This window comes from Rhizobium sp. SRI_017 (genome assembly GCF_057586295.1).
In genome coordinates this window covers 825,763-844,109 of the sequence record NZ_JBYCZP010000001.1, presented here as the reverse complement: position 1 = coordinate 844,109, position 18,347 = coordinate 825,763, and the positions used below count along the sequence as shown (strand labels likewise).

General features: G+C 61.0%; 21 protein-coding genes. 12 read left to right on the top strand and 9 right to left on the bottom strand.

What is annotated here, in order from left to right:
• Positions 1–52: 52 nt before the first annotated feature.
• The 3 genes from AC2YI2_RS04275 to AC2YI2_RS04265 all read left to right on the top strand — a co-directional run bounded on the left by AC2YI2_RS04275 (position 53) and on the right by AC2YI2_RS04265 (position 2,983).
• Positions 53–2,335, top strand: coding sequence for an NADP-dependent malic enzyme (locus AC2YI2_RS04275; protein ID WP_487385174.1), 2,283 nt, complete (start codon positions 53–55; stop codon positions 2,333–2,335).
• Positions 2,336–2,404: 69 nt separating this feature from the next.
• Positions 2,405–2,683: a type II toxin-antitoxin system RelE/ParE family toxin gene (locus tag AC2YI2_RS04270; RefSeq protein ID WP_487385173.1), complete on the top strand. Its 279-nt coding sequence runs from the start codon at positions 2,405–2,407 to the stop codon at positions 2,681–2,683.
• A gap of 12 nt (positions 2,684–2,695) precedes the next feature.
• Positions 2,696–2,983, top strand: a complete 288-nt coding sequence (locus AC2YI2_RS04265) for a HigA family addiction module antitoxin (RefSeq protein ID WP_487385172.1) — start codon at positions 2,696–2,698, stop codon at positions 2,981–2,983.
• Positions 2,984–2,994: 11 nt separating this feature from the next.
• Here AC2YI2_RS04265 and AC2YI2_RS04260 read toward each other — a convergent pair whose 3' ends face one another.
• Positions 2,995–3,915, bottom strand: coding sequence for a LysR substrate-binding domain-containing protein (locus AC2YI2_RS04260; RefSeq protein WP_487385171.1), 921 nt, complete (start codon positions 3,913–3,915; stop codon positions 2,995–2,997).
• 182 nt (positions 3,916–4,097) lie between these two features.
• Here AC2YI2_RS04260 and AC2YI2_RS04255 point away from each other — a divergent pair, with 182 nt between their 5' ends.
• Positions 4,098–4,277, top strand: a complete 180-nt coding sequence (locus AC2YI2_RS04255) for a hypothetical protein (protein ID WP_487385170.1) — start codon at positions 4,098–4,100, stop codon at positions 4,275–4,277.
• A gap of 87 nt (positions 4,278–4,364) precedes the next feature.
• Here the strand turns inward: AC2YI2_RS04255 and olsB are convergent, their stop codons facing one another.
• The 5 genes from olsB to AC2YI2_RS04230 form a co-directional block, all read right to left on the bottom strand.
• Positions 4,365–5,183: a l-ornithine N(alpha)-acyltransferase gene (gene olsB, locus AC2YI2_RS04250; RefSeq protein ID WP_487385292.1), complete on the bottom strand. Its 819-nt coding sequence runs from the start codon at positions 5,181–5,183 to the stop codon at positions 4,365–4,367.
• A gap of 164 nt (positions 5,184–5,347) precedes the next feature.
• On the bottom strand, positions 5,348–7,309 hold the full coding sequence (locus AC2YI2_RS04245) for a hybrid sensor histidine kinase/response regulator (RefSeq protein WP_487385169.1): 1,962 nt from the start codon (positions 7,307–7,309) through the stop codon (positions 5,348–5,350).
• Positions 7,310–7,368: 59 nt separating this feature from the next.
• A complete protein-coding gene (gene lspA, locus AC2YI2_RS04240; RefSeq protein ID WP_487385168.1) occupies positions 7,369–7,869 on the bottom strand; it encodes a signal peptidase II in 501 nt (166 codons plus the stop codon).
• Positions 7,866–8,729 (bottom strand): TrmH family RNA methyltransferase, encoded by an 864-nt coding sequence (locus tag AC2YI2_RS04235; RefSeq protein WP_487385167.1) that lies wholly within the window; start codon positions 8,727–8,729, stop codon positions 7,866–7,868. Before AC2YI2_RS04235 ends, lspA begins: the two co-directional genes overlap by 4 nt.
• Positions 8,726–9,844, bottom strand: coding sequence for a class I SAM-dependent methyltransferase (locus tag AC2YI2_RS04230; protein WP_487385166.1), 1,119 nt, complete (start codon positions 9,842–9,844; stop codon positions 8,726–8,728). Before AC2YI2_RS04230 ends, AC2YI2_RS04235 begins: the two co-directional genes overlap by 4 nt.
• 113 nt (positions 9,845–9,957) lie before the next feature.
• On the opposite strand from AC2YI2_RS04230, the gene AC2YI2_RS04225 reads away from it, so the two are divergent.
• A complete protein-coding gene (locus tag AC2YI2_RS04225; RefSeq protein ID WP_487385165.1) occupies positions 9,958–10,461 on the top strand; it encodes an SRPBCC family protein in 504 nt (167 codons plus the stop codon).
• Positions 10,462–10,463: 2 nt separating this feature from the next.
• Here the strand turns inward: AC2YI2_RS04225 and AC2YI2_RS04220 are convergent, their stop codons facing one another.
• The 3 genes from AC2YI2_RS04220 to sppA all read right to left on the bottom strand — a co-directional run bounded on the left by AC2YI2_RS04220 (position 10,464) and on the right by sppA (position 12,164).
• Positions 10,464–10,805, bottom strand: coding sequence for a LapA family protein (locus tag AC2YI2_RS04220; protein WP_487385164.1), 342 nt, complete (start codon positions 10,803–10,805; stop codon positions 10,464–10,466).
• A gap of 70 nt (positions 10,806–10,875) precedes the next feature.
• Positions 10,876–11,184 carry an integration host factor subunit beta gene (locus tag AC2YI2_RS04215; protein ID WP_487385163.1) on the bottom strand — a complete coding sequence of 103 codons (309 nt, stop codon included), beginning with the start codon at positions 11,182–11,184 and terminating at the stop codon, positions 10,876–10,878.
• A 32-nt stretch (positions 11,185–11,216) separates the two neighbouring features.
• Positions 11,217–12,164, bottom strand: coding sequence for a signal peptide peptidase SppA (gene sppA, locus AC2YI2_RS04210; RefSeq protein ID WP_487385162.1), 948 nt, complete (start codon positions 12,162–12,164; stop codon positions 11,217–11,219).
• A 176-nt stretch (positions 12,165–12,340) separates the two neighbouring features.
• On the opposite strand from sppA, the gene lptC reads away from it, so the two are divergent.
• The 7 genes from lptC (at position 12,341) to AC2YI2_RS04175 (ending at position 18,347) form a co-directional block, all read left to right on the top strand.
• The gene (lptC, locus tag AC2YI2_RS04205; protein WP_487385161.1) at positions 12,341–13,021 is read left to right on the top strand and encodes an LPS export ABC transporter periplasmic protein LptC; all 681 of its coding nucleotides are present in this window, start codon (positions 12,341–12,343) and stop codon (positions 13,019–13,021) included.
• A gap of 13 nt (positions 13,022–13,034) precedes the next feature.
• Entirely contained in the window at positions 13,035–13,559 is a 525-nt protein-coding gene (locus AC2YI2_RS04200; protein WP_487385160.1) for an LptA/OstA family protein, read from the top strand.
• 19 nt (positions 13,560–13,578) lie between these two features.
• On the top strand, positions 13,579–14,370 hold the full coding sequence (lptB, locus tag AC2YI2_RS04195) for an LPS export ABC transporter ATP-binding protein (protein WP_487385291.1): 792 nt from the start codon (positions 13,579–13,581) through the stop codon (positions 14,368–14,370).
• Between the two features lie 159 nt (positions 14,371–14,529).
• Positions 14,530–16,044 carry an RNA polymerase factor sigma-54 gene (gene rpoN / locus AC2YI2_RS04190; protein WP_487385159.1) on the top strand — a complete coding sequence of 505 codons (1,515 nt, stop codon included), beginning with the start codon at positions 14,530–14,532 and terminating at the stop codon, positions 16,042–16,044.
• Positions 16,045–16,420: 376 nt separating this feature from the next.
• Complete coding sequence (gene hpf, locus AC2YI2_RS04185; RefSeq protein ID WP_487385158.1) at positions 16,421–16,996, top strand: ribosome hibernation-promoting factor, HPF/YfiA family; 576 nt, start codon at positions 16,421–16,423, stop codon at positions 16,994–16,996.
• Between the two features lie 83 nt (positions 16,997–17,079).
• A complete protein-coding gene (ptsN, locus tag AC2YI2_RS04180; protein WP_487385157.1) occupies positions 17,080–17,541 on the top strand; it encodes a PTS IIA-like nitrogen regulatory protein PtsN in 462 nt (153 codons plus the stop codon).
• 131 nt (positions 17,542–17,672) lie between these two features.
• Positions 17,673–18,347 carry a glutathione S-transferase family protein gene (locus AC2YI2_RS04175; protein WP_487385156.1) on the top strand — a complete coding sequence of 225 codons (675 nt, stop codon included), beginning with the start codon at positions 17,673–17,675 and terminating at the stop codon, positions 18,345–18,347.

The following is an 18,347-nucleotide window of genomic DNA, read 5'->3' as shown; positions in this document are numbered from 1 at the left end:
AGCTGGGTGCCGCAAAGCGAGCGTGCCCACAAGAAGCATGAGGGGAGGAACAATGCCAGCGGACAAGCCAGACCGGAATCAGCCCACCGTCACCCGCCAGGAGGCGCTTGACTTTCATTCGCGCGGGCGGCCGGGCAAGCTTGAAATCACCCCGACCAAGCCGATGGCGACCCAACGTGACCTCTCGCTCGCCTATTCCCCTGGCGTTGCAGAGCCGGTGAAGGCAATCGCCGAGGATCCGCAGACGGCCTATGACTATACGACCCGTGGCAACATGGTGGCGGTGATCTCCAACGGCACGGCGATTCTGGGCCTGGGCAATCTCGGCGCATTGGCGTCGAAACCCGTGATGGAAGGCAAGGCCGTCCTTTTCAAACGATTCGCCGATGTCGATTCGATCGATCTCGAGGTCGATACCGAGGATGTCGAGGAATTCATCAATTGCGTGCGCTTTCTCGGCCCCTCGTTCGGCGGCATCAACCTCGAAGACATCAAGGCGCCAGACTGTTTCGTGATCGAGAGCCGGCTGCGCGAGATCATGGATATCCCGGTCTTCCACGACGACCAGCATGGCACGGCGATCATCGCCGCCGCTGGCCTGCTCAATGCGCTCGATCTTACCGGTCGTAGTCTCAAGACGACGAAACTCGTCTGCAACGGGGCGGGTGCCGCGGCGATTGCCTGTATCGAACTGATCAAGGCAATGGGCTTCAATCCTGACAATATCATCCTCTGCGACACCAAGGGCGTGGTCTACCAGGGCCGCACCGAAGGCATGAACCAATGGAAATCGGGCCACGCCGCCAAGACCGACCGGCGCACGCTGGCTGAGGCCATGAACGGGGCTGACGTGGTGCTGGGGCTTTCCGCCAAGGGCGCCTTCAACGCCGACATGATCCGGTCGTTGGCGCCGAACCCTATCATCTTCGCCATGGCCAATCCCGACCCGGAGATTACGCCGGAAGAGGTCGCACGGATCCGCGACGACGCGATCATGGCGACCGGCCGTTCGGACTATCCCAATCAGGTCAACAACGTGCTCGGCTTCCCCTACATCTTCCGCGGCGCGCTCGACGTGCGCGCCTCGACCATCAATGACGAGATGAAGATCGCCGCCGTCCGGGCGCTGGCCAACCTCGCCAAGGAGGACGTCCCCGATGATGTCGCCGCCGCCTACCAGGGCAACAGGCCCCGATTCGGGCCGAGCTATATCATCCCGGTTCCCTTTGATCCGCGCCTGATCTCCTCCATCCCCGTCGCCGTCGCCAAGGCGGCGATGGAGTCCGGCGTGGCCCGCAAGGAGATCGCCGACCTCGATCGTTACGCGCGCGACCTCAAGGCGCGCCGCGACCCGATCGCCTCGACGCTGCAGCGGATCTACGAGCGCGTGCGCCGTTTCCCCAAGCGGGTCGTCTTCGCCGAGGCGGAGGAAGAGCAGGTCATGCGCGCGGCGCTCTCCTACGTCAACCAGCAGCTCGGCACGGCTATCCTGCTCGGCCGCGACGATATCATTCAGGCGAACGCCGAGCGCGCCGGTATCGATCTCAATCGGCCGGGCATCGAGTTCATCAATGCCCGCACTTCGACGCGCCGCGAGGCTTACATCGACTACCTCTACGCCCGGCTGCAGCGGAAGGGCTATCTGTACCGTGACGCGCAACGCTTGATCAACACCGACCGCAATCACTTCGCTGCCAGCATGGTGGCTCTGGGCGATGCGGATGCCATGGTCACAGGCACGACGCGCAACTATTCGACATCGCTCGAAGAGGTGCGCCGCTGCATCGATGCCAAGCCCGGCCACACCGTTATCGGTGTGTCGCTCGCACTCTGCCGCGGCAAGACGGTGCTGGTGGCCGACACGGCCGTGCACGACATGCCGACATCGGAGCAGCTTGCCGACATCGCCGAGGAGGCCGCCCGTGTCGCCCGCCGGTTCGGTTACGATCCACGCGTGGCGATGCTCGCCTATTCGACCTTCGGCCATCCCGAGGGGGAGCGCTCGGAGCGCGTGCGAGAGGCGGTGAAGATTCTCGACAAGCGCCGGGTCGATTTCCAGTATGACGGCGAGATGGCCGCAGACGTGGCGCTCAATCCGGCGCTGATGGAGCAATATCCCTTCATCCGGCTCTCCGGCCCGGCCAACGTGCTGGTCATGCCAGCGTTCCACTCGGCTTCGATTTCGACCAAGATGCTGCAGGAACTGGGGGGCTGCACTGTCATCGGCCCGCTCCTCGTCGGCCTCGACAAATCCGTCCAGATCGCCTCGATCAGCGCCAAGGACAGCGACATCGTCAACATGGCAGCGATTGCTGCCTATAATGCGGGGCTGTGATTATGCAAATGCAGAAAGAGCAGCCTTGCAATGTGTAAAATGATATTTTACATTCATTGCTGAGCTGGAATGATCGAGAGCTTCAAGCACAAGGGGTTGCGGCAACTTTTTGAGGACGACAGCGCACGCGGAGTAAATCCGGATCACGTTACCAAGCTCAAAGTTATCTTGACCGTGATGAACACCGCGCAGAACATTGGTGATCTTGATGTCGCAACATTCAGGCTTCATCCGTTGACCGGCAATTTGAAAGGTTTCTGGTCCGTCACGGTGCGTGCAAATTGGCGGGTGATTTTCAGGTTTGAAGATGGTCGGGTTTGGGACGTGGATCTCGTGGACTATCACTGAATGGAGCATGCGATGGAAATGAAGAATCCTCTGCATCCCGGTCTGGTGATCAGGGAAAATCTTGAAGATCTGGGGATGTCTGTTGTGGAGGCAGCAAAGGGTCTCGGCATTTCTCGACAGCAGCTTCACAATCTCATCGCTGGGCGTAGCGCAATCGGGCCAGAGGTTGCTGTTCGGCTCGAAATGGCCCTGGGCAGCAGCGCCGACAATTGGCTGAGAATGCAAGCAGCCCATGACCTCGCAGAGATCCGGAGATCAACTCCGCCGATCGAGGTCAAGCGCTTCGACGCCACAGGTTAGCGGCGCGCAGCTTAGCCTCCCACTGCAGCAAAGCGCCTATCGAGATCGTCCATGCTCCTGGCCAGTTCACGCCGAAGCCAGGCCTTGAAGATCTGCACCTTGCGGCTCTCCCGTGCGCCCTTGGCGGTTATGAAATAATGGCCATAGCCGGTTTTTGCGCGGATGCCTGATGGCGCGACGAGGCGGCCGTCGGCGATGACGTCTGATGTCAGCGTCTGCCAGGCCAGCATGACGCCCTGGCCTGCGAGTACGGCATCGAGGCAGAGCGAGGCATCGTTGAACACATGGCGTTCGTTGACCTGGCTGCCCTCCAGGCCGGCGGCGCGCAGCCAGACGTTCCATGTGAACATCGCCCGACTGTCGATCACGGCCGGTAGTCTGAGCACATCAGCCGGCTTGGTAAGTCCTCTTGCCAGTTCCGGAGTGCAGACGGGAAAGACCTGCTGCTCCAGCAGCAGTTCCGACTGAACGTCGGTCCAGTGCCCGTCGCCGACGCGAATGCCGAGATCGACATCCGATATGGCGGGGTCAATCAGTTGCATCGTCGCATCGATCCGGAGCACGATTTCCGGATGCTCACGGGCGAAATTGTCGAAACGGCGCACGAGCCAGCGCGACGCGAAAACCGGCGCCACCGAGATCGTCAGGCAATTGTTGTCACGCCGATGGGCGAGCGCCACCGCCTCGGAAAGCTTCTGAACGCCATCGGTCAGGCGCGCGAGAATGGGTCGGCCGATTTCGGTCGCGACCAGGCCTTTGCCGGTCCGCTCGAAAATCGCGTGTCCGAGCTGGCCCTCGGTCTTGATGACCTGCTGGCTAACCGCGCCGATCGAGACGCCGAGCTCGTCCGCAGCCGCCTGCAGCGACCCCAGGCGGCCGACGGCCTCCAGTGCTCGCAGACCATTCAAATGCACGGTGTTGAGGTTTCTCATATAGTTTTTCTATATCGGACTGCCGGTAATCTCAATTGTTTCCGGAGCGCTTTGGGCAGATATTGATTTCATCACAACAACGATAAGCCTTGGAAACGTCGTATTCAACACGCTCGAGACAAGCGAAAACCACAGCCAAATCGACACATCCAACGGCTCCAAAGGATGAAAGGCGTATCGGAATGCTGAAGTTTCTCGCGAGCTTGATCGAGAGGCTCATTGAACCCGCAGACGTCGATCAGACGGAGATCGACCCGCTGCTCCACCCGGCGCTACGGCGCATGACCGAGCGAGAGCTCGCGGACTTGCCCTTCGGCTCGATTAGGACGAGGAGCGCCGGGCAAAGCAACTGCCCGGCGTGAGGGGAGAGAATAAAATGCCGGAGCTCAGGAGCTCCGGACCCGCTGAAGGCTAGGGGTTCGGATGTTCAGCGAGCAAAAACCGCAAACTCAGGACCCGAAACGCTGCGCGTCGGTGCCGTAGTAATTCAGGTAACGCGTCGAGATGCTCTCGACGGGAAGCACGATCAGCACATCGGTCGTGCCAAAAGCATGGTCGACCACTGCCCCCTCGCCGACCATGGCGCCAAGGCGGAGATACCCCTTGATCAGCGGCGGCATCGCCATCAGCGCCCGCTTTGGATTAACCGCCTCGAGCGGCATCAAGTCCATGTTGCGATAGCGGTTCGAGGTGGCGCGCACCGCCCAATCGCCATTCGCCAACGAATTATGATGCAGGAAGGACAGCGCCAGCGCATGGAATTCCGGGAAGGCGCCCGGGAACGACCCGCAGCCGAACATCACGTCGAGATTGTGCTTGAGCGCATAGGCCCAATTGCCCTGCCAGAGCAGTTCCACCGTACGCTTGGTGCGGTAGGGTGCCAGAACACAGGAGCGGCCAAGTTCGAGGAAGCGCTTGCCGGGATGGCGGGCGATCATCGGGGCGATATCGAATTCAGCTGTCGAATAAAACCCGGAATGCCGATCGGCCACTTCCTGGCGTAGCAGGCGATAGGTCGCCACGATCTGGTCCGGCGTATCGCCTTCGAGCGACTTGTCGAGAACGATAAGGTGGTCGCATATGTCGTCGAAGGCGTCGAAATCCAACCCGGCCATCATCGCCTCTGGCGGCAGACGGGCGCCCATCTCCTCGACGAAGACCCGGTAGCGGATCAACTGGGCGGCGCGGATCTCTTCCCCATTCGCGGCAAGACGAGTTTCAAGCGAACCAAGGCGTCCCAGCACAGGCGTCGAGGCCGCGGCGTCCATCGCGCGGGCGGCGGGGCTGCGTGTTGCGATCCTGGTTTCGGCGACCTCAAGCGTCATCCGTCGACTGTCCTCGCTGGATATGGCTGACCTCTAATATGGGTCGTCTATAACCATATCAAGACGACAGCAGAATGACAGTTGCTGGTTGTCGCAGGGGGCAAAATTCAGGCTGCGTGGCGGCCGAGCAGGTCGCGGACCGCTGATATCAGCGCATCCGCCCTTGCAGGCTTGAAGAGAACGAGATTGGCGCCACGCGTAAGAAGGTCGTGGCGAATCTCCTGCCGGCTGTCTGCAGTCAGCACGATAATGGGGGCTGGGGCGACGGAAAGCGCATCCTCGCGGTCGCGCAAGGCAGCAATGAAACTGTCGCAGGTGCCGTCGTCGAGCGTGTTGTCGGTGACGATGAGTGACGCGGGTTCGGTCCTGTGAAGTTCTGACAGTTTCGAGAAACTGGTGGCGAGCCGTACCGCAAAGCCGGCCTTTTCCAACATTGTCCGGACGATGAGCGCATTGACCGGATCGTCCTCGGCGAGAATGACGCTCGCCGAGCGGGGCATAGCAGGGCGCGGCTCGCCATCGTCGGACGCCTCGGCCGCGAGAACCGGGAACTCCTCGCGATCGGTCTGGCGGCGCTCCAGGCCCTTGAGCCTGCCAGTCAGGACGTCGATCAGCGATTGCTCGCGAAGCGGCCGGATGAGCCAGCCGTCATAGACATCGCCAGACATCGTCGCCGGGCGTGATTCGGGGCTGACGAGGAAAACCTTGCGGGCCGCCGCAAGCGCGGGATCATCCGCCATATGTGCCGCGAAATCGGCATCGAGCCGATGATCGACGATCACGCCATTGACCGGTCGTCGGACCAGTTCGTAGCGCGCAGCCTCCACACTGGTGAAGTTGCGGACCCTGGCGCCTAGGTTCGTGAGGGAAGTCGTGATTGCATGGGCCGCCGGGCCATCCGGCGCAAGCAGCATGACGTCAGCGGAGGCAAGTTCGCGGCCATTGCGCATGCCGGCACCTGCGGACGCCGCCGGCAGCCGGATGGTGAAGCGCGTGCCTTTTCCCGATTCGCTCTCGACCGCGATCGCGCCATGCGCTTCGGCCATGATCCGCGCGGAAATCGCCAGTCCCAGGCCAACGCCACCTTCGCGGGCGCGGCTCAGGTCGCCCTGTTCGAACTCGCCGAAGATGCGGGTGAGCTCGGCGGCATTCATGCCGGGCCCCGTATCCTCGACCCTTATGATCAGGCCCTCATCGATACGGTCGACACGGACAAGCACGCCGCCTTTTTCCGTGAACTTCACGGCATTGCCGATGACATTGAAGAGGACCTGGCGGAAACGCGCCGGGTCCAGTTCCACGGCCTCTGGCAACACGGGATCGATGATCGCCGCGATCTCGATGCCTTTGGCATGCGCCCGGCTCGACAGCATTTCGACGACATTCTCGATCAAAGGCCGAATCGCTGTCTGGCGTGGCCGGAGATAGAAGCGGCCGGCGGCGAGCGTCGAGAAATCGAGCAGATCCTCGACCAATTGGGCGAGATCGGTACCGGATTGCCTGATGCCTTCGAGATAGTTGCTCTGTTCAGGTGTGAGCTCTGTTCCGGCGAGCAACTGGCCCATGCCGAGCAGGCCGCTGAGCGGCGTGCGGATTTCGTGGCTGACCATGGCGATGAGGCGGGACTTGCGCTGGCTCTCGTCCTCGGCGGCGCGCCGTGCCCGTTCGCCGGCCTCGATCTGCAGGCGCTCCTCGGACACCTCGCGCGCGATCGACTGGATGATGAGGCCATCGACCAGCGGATCGCGGATGACGACGTCATGCCAGAGAAAGACGCGACGGAAACCGGAGCCGGTGAATTCGACATCGTAGGAATGGGCCACCTTGCCCGGCTTGAATAGAATGCCGAGCTCGACGCAGGTCCGTCCTTCCGGGGCATCGACACCGGTGACTTCGCGGAATGTGCGGTTGGCGGCGAGGATTATGCCATCGAGGTTACGGGAAAGCGCGATGTCGCCAAGCGCATCATGGATGGCTGCAAGGCTGCCGTTGCCGGCATCCGACGTGAAGGATGCCGCACCGCCGAAGGCGATCGATAGGCGGTCCTGCAATTTGCGTGGCTCGGTCATTGGCTCAACCTTAGCAGGACGGGCTTTCCAAAGGCTTTCCCGCGATGCTTAACGAGCCGTCACCGCCTTTCATCCTGCGTCTTGCGGTTGAGGAAAATCTCGCAGAAACCGATAAGCACGGCTCCCACGGTGATCAGACTATCAGCCAGGTTGAAGACCGCGAAGGACCATGTCTCGGTGTGAAACAGCACATAGTCGACGACATGGCCGTAAATCAGCCGGTCGACGATATTGCCGAAGGCGCCGGCAACCACCATGCAAAAGCCGAGATGGGAGAAGGGGCTCGGATGCTCGCTGCTCCGCCACCACCAAAGAATGAACGCGACGATGGCCAGCCGCATGCCGACGATGGCCCAGCCGCTCATCCCCGAGAGGAAGGAAAAGGCGACGCCCTCGTTCCAGGTCCGGTAGAGAGCGAGATGCGGGATGACTTCTACCATCTGCTGGAAAGGCAGGTGCTGTTCGACGAGATATTTGATCAACTGGTCGAGCAGCAGCGCGACAATAATGAAGGCCACGGCCACGGGTGGCCGCGCGAAAAGCGGTCTGCGGTCCATCAACGATCGTCCAGTTTGAGAAGATGACGACGTGCTTCAAACAACATGATGCCCGTTGCGACAGCAAGATTGAGCGAATCGGCGCGGCCTTGCTGGGGAATGCGGACTCGGACGTCGGCCGCTTCGGCGAGATCGTCAGGCAGGCCGGCCTGCTCATTGCCCATGAGAAGCACGACCGGCTTTGACGAGAAATCCGGCTTGCGATAATCGATCGCGCCCTTGAGGTGGGTCGCGACAACAGTCGAACCGGCATGGCGCTGCCATTTCAGGAAATCAGCGGGGGACGTGCGGACAACCGGCAAGGCGAAGATCGAGCCCATCGTTGCGCGCACGGTTTCGAGCGCAAAGGGATCAGTGGTTTCACCAATCAGAATCACGCCGGAGGCACCGGCCGCATCGGCTGTCCGGATGATCGTGCCGAGATTGCCGGGATCGCGGACGCGGTCGAGGGCGACCCATGTCTCGCCCGCCCAGGGTCTCACATCGGCAAGCGGCTTCCAGCGCGACTGGAATATGCCGACGACAGATTGCGGATTGTCGCGGTGGGTGATCGAGGACAGCACCTTCTCGGTCACTTCGAGCACGAGGCCACCGCCGGCAACGACGCGCGCGGCGACCTTGTCGACCAGCGGCTTGCCCTTGGCAGTCTTGGCGTAGATCAGCGTGTCGATATGCCAGCCTGTATCCAGTGCATCGATCACCAGCTTCAACCCTTCGGCCATGAAGTGACCGCTGGCCTCGCGGTTCTTCTTCTGGCTGAGCGCCTTGATGTCCTTGATCACAGGATTGGCGAGCGAGGTGACTTCCTTTACCAGGCCGCGGCGTGGCAGCGTGTCGTCCCGGGTCCCGTCGTCTCTAATCATTGTGTCCACCGACTGAATAGCGAGGTCGAGAGCGCACGGCGGGCTTCCGAACTTTCGCGGATGATGAGTTCGCCCGATTCCACCAACCCGCCACGGCCTCGCATCGTCTCCATCATCAGTTCGTGGATGGAGTAGAAGCTGGCACGGATCGAATAGGCGGTCAGGACAAGGCCGATCGCGTCGTCAGCGAGCAGGTCGCGGCAGATATCCAGCATCTTCGGCAGATGGTCGAAGAGCTGCCAGATTTCGCCCTCGGGACCACGACCGAATCGCGGCGGGTCGGCAAGAATGATGTCGTAGCGGCTGCCGCGGCGCTGCTCGCGCTCGATGAATTTCATCGCATCGTCGCAGATCCAGCGGATCGGTCTGTCGTCGAGGCGGGCGAGTGCCTGGTTCTCCCGGCCCCAGCCTATGGCCTTCTTGGAGGCATCGACATGGGTGACCTCGGCACCGGCGCTTGCGGTGACCAGTGAAGCGACACCGGTATAGCCGAAGAGGTTCAGCACTTTCGGCCGGTTGCCACGCTTGCGGATCTTCTCCGCCGCCCAGGACCAGTGGACGATCTGCTCGGGAAACACGCCGACATGGCGATAGGAGGTGAAGCGCCCGAAGAAATCGACATCGAGCAGCCTAAGCGGCCAGGTCTCGCCGAGATTCTTTTTCGGAAAGCGCCAGCGGCCGGCGCTATCGTCGTCCGCGTCGCCGGAGAAGATCGCGTCCGCCTTTTCCCACTCGCTCTCGGCGAGCGCCTTGGGCCACAGCGCCTGCGCCTCGGGACGGACGACACGGATATCGCCATATTGCTCGAGTTTCAGGCCGTCGCCGGTATCGAGCAGGCGGTAGCCGTCTTCGCCTGAAGTCTCAAGGATGACGGGGGCAACCTCGCTCGGCCGCCTGCCTTGTCGTGCCGGCATGAAGACCTGTATGGAACTGCTGGCCTTCTCCCATTTCTCCTCGCGCTTGCGGGCCGGGCGCTCGGTCAGCTCGGCGGCGGGCGGGGCTCGGCGGACGGGATCTTCGGTCCGCGGCTTGGGCTTTGCGGCGGGGCGGGCGTCGCGGCCCTGCGGTTTGCCCTGCTGCCGCGCTCCCCGCGCCTGATTTTTGCTCTTTACCAACGGTTTGTTTCTCAATAATGCGTCAACGAACGACCAAATAGCAGGCCGACGCCACTTGGCAAAGCGCTTTGGCGGCTGCATGCAGGTCCGTAAGCCATCAGGGAGAACTGATAATGGATATGACTGGCGAGGAGCGGATTTCCGCAAAGCGCGAGATCGTCTGGCAGGCACTGAACAGCCCCAACGTTCTGCGCAAATGCATTACCAATTGCGAATCGCTCGAGAAGAAGTCGCCTACCCAGATGGTGGCGACCGTAAAATTCAAGGTCGGCCCGATTCCGGCGACCTTCAAGGGCGACATCACCCTCGCCAATCTCAATGCGCCGGAAAGCTATACGATCCTCGTCGATGGGCAGGGCGGTCTTGCCGGTTCCGCCAAGGGAACCTGCGACGTTTCGCTGGTGCAGGACGGCGACGAGACGATTTTGACCTACAAGGTCGGCGCACAGATGAGCGGCGCGCTTGCCAAGATCGGCGCGAAGATGATCGAAGCCTCGGCCAAGAAGGTCGCGACCGGCTTCTTCAAGAAGTTTGGCAAGATCGCCGCCAAGCGTGCGGCCAAGGTGGCCAACAAGGCCAACAAGTCGACCGCCGACGATGATGACGGCGACGAATAAGCCTATTTCGATGCGGTGATCAGGTTGCGGGTCGTGATTTCCTCGACCCGCGTCCGCTGCTTGCCTGCCTCGTCCCGCCACTTGCGCGCTTCATGTGCCTCATCGCGCGCCTGCTTGCGGTAGCGCCCCTGGGCGAGCCAGGTGACGACGGATCCGATGATCACGCCCACGATCAGAGCGGCGAAAACCAGCACGAAAAGCGGCAGCGAGAACGACAGAACCTGGTCTTCCGGTCGGAACGGATTGAGCGCGAGCGTGACGAAATGGCGGTTTGCCACCGACAGCACGATCAGCGCGATCGCGACAGGCACGAGAATGATGAGCTTGATAAAGCGCAGGACCATTGGGCGAACTCCCTGTTTGGCTCCCTGATAGAACCGAAGCAGCCGTCAGATCAAGCCATTGCCGATGCGATCAATCGTCGTCGTCTTCGACGTCGGCGAGATCGGGATTGAGCCGCTCTCGGAGTTCCTTGCCAGTCTTAAAGAACGGCACCCACTTCTCCTCGACGAAAACGGCATCACCCGTGCGCGGGTTGCGACCCGAGCGGGACGGGCGATTCTTCACCGAAAAGGCGCCAAACCCACGAAGCTCGACGCGGTTTCCGCCAGCAAGAGCATCGGTGATTTCATCGAGCACGGCATTGACGATATTCTCAACGTCGCGGTGGTAAAGATGCGGGTTTTTAGCCGCGACGATTTGCACCAGCTCTGACTTGATCACAAGTGCCCCCTCAGACGGTTTCTATTTCCCGTTCATTTGCCTTCAAAGTGCCAAACGGAGACTAGACCGTCAAGCAACAACTTGTCTTCACTCATATTTTTGAATGCGACGGCATTTGCGAGCCAGCCGAGGCCGAGCGACTCGGCCAGCGAGCCGAGCAGGAAATTAGAACCCGCGGACTTCGGCTTCCAATCGACCACCGGCAAATCGGCGGCAACATTCTTGGTTGTGAAATAGGCGCGGATTTCCTTGATCCCGCCGACCTTGTCGACAAGTTTCTCCTTCACCGCCTGCCGGCCCGTGAAGACACGACCGTCGGCGAGGCGCAGCGCGTCGGGCCGCGGCAGCTTGCGGCGCTCGGCAACGAGATCGACGAACCAGGCGAAGGAATCATCGACCATCGCCTGCATCGCCACCTTCGCGCCTTCGGGCGGCGTATGGAAGGGCGAGGGCTCGGCCTTGAGCGGCGCGGACTTGATTTCCTCGAGCGAGACGCCGAGCTTGTCGAGCAGGCCCTTGATCTGGGGATACTGGAAGATGACGCCGATCGAGCCGGTGATGGAGGTTTCGCCGGCGACAATATGATCGCTGGCAATCGCGATCATATAGCCGGCCGAGGCTGCGAGCGTGCGGACATCGGAGACGACGGGCTTCTTGGCAGCCACGCGACGGATCGCCTTGTAGGTCATCTCGCCGCCATAGGTCGTTCCGCCCGGCGAGTTGATCGAGACGATGAGACCCTTGACCGAGCTGTTTTCGGCAATCGCGTCGAGGCGTTCGACCAGTTCGGTGTCGTCGACGATCAGCCCTGAAACCGTGACGCGTGCAATATGCGCCCGCATTTTCTCGCTGCCCTCGGTGCCGAAAAGCAGGGATCCGAGCCCGACGATGGCAAGAAGGACGAGTGCGAAGGCCATCACACGCCAGAATGTCAGCTTGCGGCGCAGCTGGCGCCGTTCGGCGATATCGGTGAAGGCCATGCGGTCGTTCTCTCTGTCTGGGGCTTGTGCGCTATCGATAGCGCCTGCCGCGGCGGAAGGAAACAGCGGTCTGCAATTTCCGACATCTTATGACGAGAGGTTTCACGCATTGTTTTTGCGTGATGGTTTGCCTATGTGTGATGCGCAGGGGCCGCGGGCGGCTCTCAGGAATATGAATGGACGTACGCGCACCTCTCTCCCTGTCCCGGATGAGCCCCGCCGAGCTGTATGCTCGCGCGACGAGGCATTCCGGAACCGTGCGCCGGCTTAAGATGCTGTTGCCTATCCTTGCCGTGGTGATTTCCATGGCCTTTGTCGCCGTGTCCTGGATCCGGACGATGTTCCCTGAAAATCTCACCATTGCCGGCGCGCGGATCGAGAACGGCCGCGTGGTGATGGAAAAGCCGGCCATCTCGGGCCGGAACGAAGATGGGATCAGCTATTTCATGAATGCCCGGCGCGCGCTTCAGGCCATCATGAACCCGAGCGATATCGAGCTCGAGGATATCGATGCCGCCGTGCCCGTCCGCGGCGATCTGGTGGCCCGCATCAAGGCGAGCGGCGCAAAGTATGACCGCGACACCGACAAGCTGGACATGACGAAGCCGTTCGAAGTTCAGCTCTCGTCCGGCCTCAAGGCCTCTTTCCAATCCGCCCATCTCGATGTACGCGGCGGACTGATGAGTTCCGACGACCCGGTTTCGATCATCTCCAAGGGCGCGACGCTTGTTGCGAACAGCCTCAAGATAACGGATAAGGGCAGGATCATGAATTTCTCGGGCAAAGTCCGGCTGAAGGTCGACCCGACCGCAGTCCGGCGCACTGCCGAAGACGTCAAGGCAACCAGCGAGCAATAGGACGCAGTCGACCATGCGCGCATTTCGTATTCCGGCCGTGCTGGCCGTCGCCACAGTCTGCCTCGCGGCGTCACACGCCGCGCATGCTCAGTCGAAGAACAGCGGCCTTGCACTCTCCAACGATAAGCCTATCCAAATCGAGGCCGACAATCTCGAGATTCGCGAGCAAGAAAAGCGAGCCTATTTTACCGGCAATGTACGGGTGGCGCAGGGCCAGATGACGCTCCAGGCCGGAAAAATGACTGTCTTCTACAAGACCGGCACCAAATCGATCGCGGCCGGTGGTGCCGATATCGACCGCATCGACGTGTCCGGAAGCGTCAAGCTATCCTCGGCGACCCAGAAGGCGACCGCCGATACCGGCACCATCAACATGGTCAGCGAGGTGCTGGTGCTGAATGGCAATCCGGTCGTATTGTCAGAAGGCGGCAATGTCTTCACCGGCTGCAAGCTGACGGTCCAGATGAAGAGCGGCCTTGCCAATCTCAATAGCTGCGGCACCCGCGTGAAGATCCTGATTGATCCTAAGTCAAACTGAAGCCTTGAAAATTCCGTTCATCAACTCTCGGGGCGGCAACGGTTCGGCCCCTCAGCAACCACGTGATCCGGCGCAGCAGGCGCGATACGAGGGCACGCTGATCGCGCGCGGCATCACGAAAGCCTATCGCTCGCGGCGCGTCGTCAACGGTGTGTCGCTGGTCGTGCGACGCGGCGAGGCCGTTGGTCTGTTGGGCCCGAACGGTGCTGGCAAGACGACCTGCTTCTATATGATCACCGGGCTTGTCCCCGTAGACCAGGGCCGGATCGAGATTGACGGCAACGATGTGACCTGGATGCCGATGTATCAGCGTGCGCGGCTCGGCGTCGGCTACCTGCCGCAGGAAGCCTCGATCTTCCGCGGGTTGACGGTCGAACAGAACCTGCGCGCCGTGCTCGAACTCCGCGAGAAGAACAGGGATGCGCGCGAGCACAAGCTCGAATCCCTGCTCGCCGAATTCGCGATAACCCATCTCAAGAATTCGCCCGCCGTGGCCCTTTCGGGCGGTGAACGGCGGCGACTGGAAATCGCCCGAGCGCTCGCGACCGATCCGGCCTTCATGCTGCTCGACGAGCCCTTTGCGGGCGTCGACCCGATCTCCGTCGCCGATATCCAGAATCTCGTCCGGCACCTGACGCGCCGCGGCATCGGCGTTCTGATCACCGACCACAATGTTCGCGAGACGCTCGGTCTGATCGACCGCGCCTATATCATCCATGCCGGCGAAGTGCTGACCCATGGCCGGGCTGCAGATATCGTCTCCAATCCAGATGTTCGCCGGCTTTACCTGGGCGACAATTTCAGCCTCTGAACGACAAAATTGCGTCGCAATGGACGCAGCATTTAACCTCGCTGGCGATTTGTGCTTGACCCGGTCGGATCAATAAGCAATTTTTGGGCCAGTTCCCTTGGGGGCGTTCTAGTGGTTCCGGAACCGGGGCCATAGAAGTCGAGGAGTTCAGCGTACGTCATGGCCTTGTCCGCAAGCCTGCTTCTGAGACAGACCCAATCGCTGGTGATGACGCCCCAGCTGATGCAGTCGATCCAGTTGCTGCAGATGACGTATCTCGAACTCAGCCAGTTCATCGCCATGGAAGTCGAGAAGAATCCGCTGCTCGAATTCTCGTCTTCCGACAATGCCCCGGACTTCGACGGAGATGGCCGCGGTGAAGACCATGCGGACGATCACGACGGCGACCGCCGCCCAAGCCAGACCGAGCGCCTGAGCGAGGCACTCGATGGCGGCTTCGAGAACGTCTATCAGGACGACGCCGGGCCGCGGAAAGCCGACGCGCCCGAGCTTCTCAATCAGTGGAAGTCGATGCCGGGCAGCCTCGGCGAGAGTGGCGAAGCCTACGACCTCGACGATTTCGTCGCCGGCCAGGTGACGCTGAAGGAGCATGTCGCCCAGCAGGTGCCTTTCCTGTTGCACGATCCGATCGACATTATCGTCGCGCGCCATCTGACCGATATGCTCGACGATTGTGGCTACATCCATCAGGACCTGGGCGAGGTGGCGACGACGCTCGGCAAGGACGTCACCGCGATCGAGGGCATTCTCGCAAAGCTCCAGAGCCTTGATCCGCCGGGCATCTTTGCGCGGTCGCTCGGGGAATGCCTCGCCCTGCAGCTGAAAGCGCGGGACCGCTTCGATCCCGCCATGGAGGCGCTGATTGGCAATCTCGAACTGCTCGCGCGCCGTGATTTCCAGTCGCTCAAGAAGATCTGCGGTGTCGACGAGGAAGACCTGCTCGACATGCTCGCCGAAATCCGCACGCTCGACCCCAAGCCCGGCAACGGCTTCGAGGCGTCGTCGACGGAATCGGTGGTGCCCGACGTGATCATTCAGACCGCGCCCGATGGCGGCTGGATGGTCGAACTCAATCCGGAAACGCTGCCGCGGGTTCTGGTCAATCAGGACTACTACCAACACGTTTCGAACGCGTCGTCGCGCGATCATGCCGATCAGACTTTCCTCACCGAATGCCTGCAGAATGCCAACTGGCTGACGCGCAGCCTCGACCAGCGGGCCAAGACCATCATGAAGGTCGCGACGGAGATCGTGCGCCAGCAGGACGCTTTCCTGATGCGCGGCATCGATCATCTGCGCCCACTCAATCTCAAGACCGTGGCCGATGCGATCAAGATGCATGAGTCGACAGTCAGTCGCGTTACTTCCAATAAATACATGCTGACGCCGCGCGGCCTCTTCGAGCTCAAGTACTTCTTCACGGTTTCCATTGCGGCCGTGGAAGGGGGCGAGGCGCATTCGGCCGAAGCTGTTCGCCATCGCATCCGCGCGATGATCCAGGACGAGGAAACGGAGAAGGTTCTCTCCGATGACGATATCGTCGACTCCCTCAAGGCAGGTGGCATCGAAATCGCCCGCCGGACGGTCGCCAAATATCGCGAGGCTATGAACATCCCGTCCTCGGTGCAACGCAGGCGCGAAAAGCGGGCTGTCGCCAAGGCCGGTGCCGTGTGAACATCCGTCAATTCCATCCGGGACGGACAATCATCGCGCGAATGATTACCCACTGAAATATTCGGGGTCACCCTTGACTCAACCTGCCTGCCGCCTCTAAGGAGCCGCGCTCATCAGGGCAGCACACGGTGGAGAGTGCCTCAATAGACCCCTTTTAACGTGGAACGGCTTGGCATAGACTACGTTCCGATGTGTGTCATCGCACTTGGTGGTATGTATCGGAGGGCGCCGGTTTGTAGACCGGATCTGGTCTTCATAGCCGGTGGGTACGTTCGGTATCGTCAAGTCGAGGGATTCGCCCGGGATTCGGGGTCCGGCCCAGGCGAAAGGGAGATCATGAGGACTTCGAAACTTCGAATGCAGGAAGGATAACACCATGAGCGTGCGTGTAACCGGCAAGCATATGGATATTGGCGACTCGTTTAGAACTCGGATAACCGGGCAGATAAGCGACGCCATCGCCAAGTATTTCGACGGAGGTTTTTCCAGTCAGGTACTCGTAGAAAAGGCTGGTGCGCGGTTCAGTGCCGATTGCAAGATTCATCTCGACTCAGGCGCAAACCTTCACGCCGAGGGCAAGGCGAATGATCCTCAGATTGCGTTCGAAAGCGCCTTCGAGCGTATCGAGAAGCGCCTCCGCCGCTACAAGCGCAAGCTCCGCGATCATCACCATGGCGAAAGCCGTGCCGCCGCGACAGAAATCCCCTACACGGTTATGGAGGGGGGCTCCGACGAGGAGGAGGAAGTTCAGGAGAACTTCGCTCCCGCCATTGTCGCTGAAACAACGAAGAAGCTTGCCAACATGACTGTCGCAACCGCCGTCATGGCGCTCGATATGACCGACGAACCCCTCTTGCTGTTCCGCAAGCCCGGCTCCTCCGAGCTCAATATTGTATATCGCCGCAATGACGGTAATATCGGCTGGATTGATTCCGCCAATATCAAAGGCTGACAAGGCTGGCGAAAGAATATTGAACCCCTGGGCCGGCGTTGGCCGCCGGCCCAGGCATACCGGGCCAAAAAAGGACAATATGAATGGCTTTGGCGGATATTCTGCACCCGGAAGGGATCATTCCGGCGCTACGTGTGCATACGAAGAAACAATTGCTTGTTGAACTCGCAGCCACTGCTTCCAAGATCGCCGGCATTCCAGAGCGCGAAATCTTCGACGTCGTGCTGCAGCGCGAGCGGCTCGGCTCGACCGGGGTCGGTGCTGGAATCGCCATTCCTCACGGCAAGTTGAAGGCGCTCACCAAGATCACCGGCGTCTTCGCTCGCCTGGAGACGCCCGTCGATTTTGAGGCGTTGGACGACCAGCCCGTCGACCTCGTCTTCATGCTGCTGGCGCCCGAAGGCGCGGGCGCTGATCATCTGAAGGCGCTTTCCCGTATTGCACGCGCCCTGCGCGACCAGGATCTCGTCGCGCGGCTGCGCTCATCCGACACCGTTCCGGCGATCGAAGCCTGCCTCAATCAGGAGCAGGCCTCCGCGGCCTGATCCGACCTCTGCCATGCGCCAAGACCGTCGCTCGACCGGAAGGTCGAGCAAAGGACGCCCAAGATTGTTGAAGCCGCGCAGCGTGCTTTTTGAAATCACCCGATTTCGGCCGCTATGCCAGGAGGTTCCGCTTGTCGCTCATCCTCTATTATCATCCGCTTGCCTCCTACTGCCACAAGGTGCTGATTCCGCTTTATGAGAACGGCACCGCGTTCGAGCCGCAGGTCGTCGACCTCTCGGATGCCGAGTCGAGCGCCGAATTGCTGGCTGCCTGGCCGGTCGGCAAATTCCCGGTTATCAAGGATACCGTGCGCGACGTGGTCGTTCCCGAGACGTCCATCATCATCGAATATCTCGACCAGTTCTATCCGGGCGCCATCCGCCTCATTCCCGCCGATCCTGATGCGGCTCGCGCAGTCCGGCTGTGGGACCGGTTCTTCGACCTCTATGTGTCGGCTCCGATGCAGAAAGTTGTGGGCGACCGGCTGCGGGCGCAGGACACGACCGACGACTATGGCGTGATCGAAGCGCGGGTCAATCTCGATGGCGCCTATGACATGCTGGAGAAGCAGCTCGCCGGGAAGGAATGGGCCGCGGGCGAGGCGTTCTCGATGGCCGATTGCTCGGCGGCACCGGCGCTCTTCTATTCCGAATGCATCCACCCCTTCACGCCGACTTATCCAGTCATGGCCGCCTATTTCGACCGGCTGATGTCGCGACCGTCGGTCAAGCGCGTGCTGGAAGAAGCAAAACCCTACTTCCCCTATTTTCCCTTCAACGAGGCGATTCCGGCGCGCTTTCTCTAA

Excerpts from the sequence above, each read along its gene's own strand:
- AC2YI2_RS04220 (WP_487385164.1), bottom strand. The coding sequence starts at position 10,805 with ATGGTCCTGCGCTTTATCAAGCTCATCATTCTCGTGCCTGTCGCGATC.
- hpf (WP_487385158.1), top strand. The coding sequence starts at position 16,421 with ATGAGCGTGCGTGTAACCGGCAAGCATATGGATATTGGCGACTCGTTT.
- sppA (WP_487385162.1), bottom strand. The coding sequence starts at position 12,164 with ATGGCCTTCACCGATATCGCCGAACGGCGCCAGCTGCGCCGCAAGCTG.
- ptsN (WP_487385157.1), top strand. The coding sequence starts at position 17,080 with ATGGCTTTGGCGGATATTCTGCACCCGGAAGGGATCATTCCGGCGCTA.
- lptC (WP_487385161.1), top strand. The coding sequence starts at position 12,341 with ATGGACGTACGCGCACCTCTCTCCCTGTCCCGGATGAGCCCCGCCGAG.
- AC2YI2_RS04200 (WP_487385160.1), top strand. The coding sequence starts at position 13,035 with ATGCGCGCATTTCGTATTCCGGCCGTGCTGGCCGTCGCCACAGTCTGC.
- AC2YI2_RS04265 (WP_487385172.1), top strand. The coding sequence starts at position 2,696 with ATGGAAATGAAGAATCCTCTGCATCCCGGTCTGGTGATCAGGGAAAAT.
- rpoN (WP_487385159.1), top strand. The coding sequence starts at position 14,530 with ATGGCCTTGTCCGCAAGCCTGCTTCTGAGACAGACCCAATCGCTGGTG.
- AC2YI2_RS04275 (WP_487385174.1), top strand. The coding sequence starts at position 53 with ATGCCAGCGGACAAGCCAGACCGGAATCAGCCCACCGTCACCCGCCAG.
- AC2YI2_RS04260 (WP_487385171.1), bottom strand. The coding sequence starts at position 3,915 with ATGAGAAACCTCAACACCGTGCATTTGAATGGTCTGCGAGCACTGGAG.
- olsB (WP_487385292.1), bottom strand. The coding sequence starts at position 5,183 with ATGGACGCCGCGGCCTCGACGCCTGTGCTGGGACGCCTTGGTTCGCTT.
- AC2YI2_RS04235 (WP_487385167.1), bottom strand. The coding sequence starts at position 8,729 with ATGATTAGAGACGACGGGACCCGGGACGACACGCTGCCACGCCGCGGC.
- AC2YI2_RS04270 (WP_487385173.1), top strand. The coding sequence starts at position 2,405 with ATGATCGAGAGCTTCAAGCACAAGGGGTTGCGGCAACTTTTTGAGGAC.
- AC2YI2_RS04255 (WP_487385170.1), top strand. The coding sequence starts at position 4,098 with ATGCTGAAGTTTCTCGCGAGCTTGATCGAGAGGCTCATTGAACCCGCA.
- AC2YI2_RS04245 (WP_487385169.1), bottom strand. The coding sequence starts at position 7,309 with ATGACCGAGCCACGCAAATTGCAGGACCGCCTATCGATCGCCTTCGGC.
- AC2YI2_RS04225 (WP_487385165.1), top strand. The coding sequence starts at position 9,958 with ATGGATATGACTGGCGAGGAGCGGATTTCCGCAAAGCGCGAGATCGTC.